Source organism: Helicobacter marmotae, from assembly GCF_003364255.1.
Taxonomy (GTDB): Bacteria; Campylobacterota; Campylobacteria; order Campylobacterales; family Helicobacteraceae; genus Helicobacter_C; species Helicobacter_C marmotae.
Genome location: NZ_NXLR01000057.1, coordinates 1 through 473, shown reverse-complemented (window position 1 = coordinate 473; position 473 = coordinate 1). Strand labels below are relative to the sequence as shown.

Annotated in this window: 1 protein-coding gene; it reads right to left on the bottom strand. The window is 45.7% G+C overall.

Annotated elements, in window-relative coordinates; translation table 11 throughout:
* Window positions 1-8 precede the first annotated feature (8 nt).
* Window positions 9-185, bottom strand: coding sequence for a hypothetical protein (locus CQA63_RS10020; protein ID WP_158655492.1), 177 nt, complete (start codon window positions 183-185; stop codon window positions 9-11).
* Window positions 186-473: the final 288 nt, after the last annotated feature.

Sequence of the window (473 nt, the reverse complement as noted above, 5' to 3'; positions counted from 1 at the left end):
TTCGCCTCCTAAAGGAGGCTCAGAATGACAAGAGGGGTAGAGTCTCTAGTATATAAGAGAGATTCTTCGGTTGGGCTACGCCCGCCCTCAGAATGACAAACTAACGGAGTCGCTAGTAATTCGGGGGGAGTTTCTTCACAATGCTTGGAATGACAAACTTGGCTACCCGCAGGGGAAACCCACACATAACAAACACCTGCAAAGAAAATTACTTTGTCATTCTGAACCCCCGCAGGGGGTGAAGAATCTCTGCAAGAATCACTAGTCGTGCCTTTTGGTGTTTTTGAAAGAGAGTCTTTGGTAGATAAGAGAGATTCTTCGCCTCCTAAAGGAGGCTCAGAATGACAAGAGGGGTAGAGTCTCTAGTATATAAGAGAGATTCTTCGCTTCGCTTAGAATGACAAATTGGCTGCCTTTCTGGTATTTCTGTTAGAGAGTCTTTAGCGGATAAGGGAGATTCTTCGGTTGGGCTA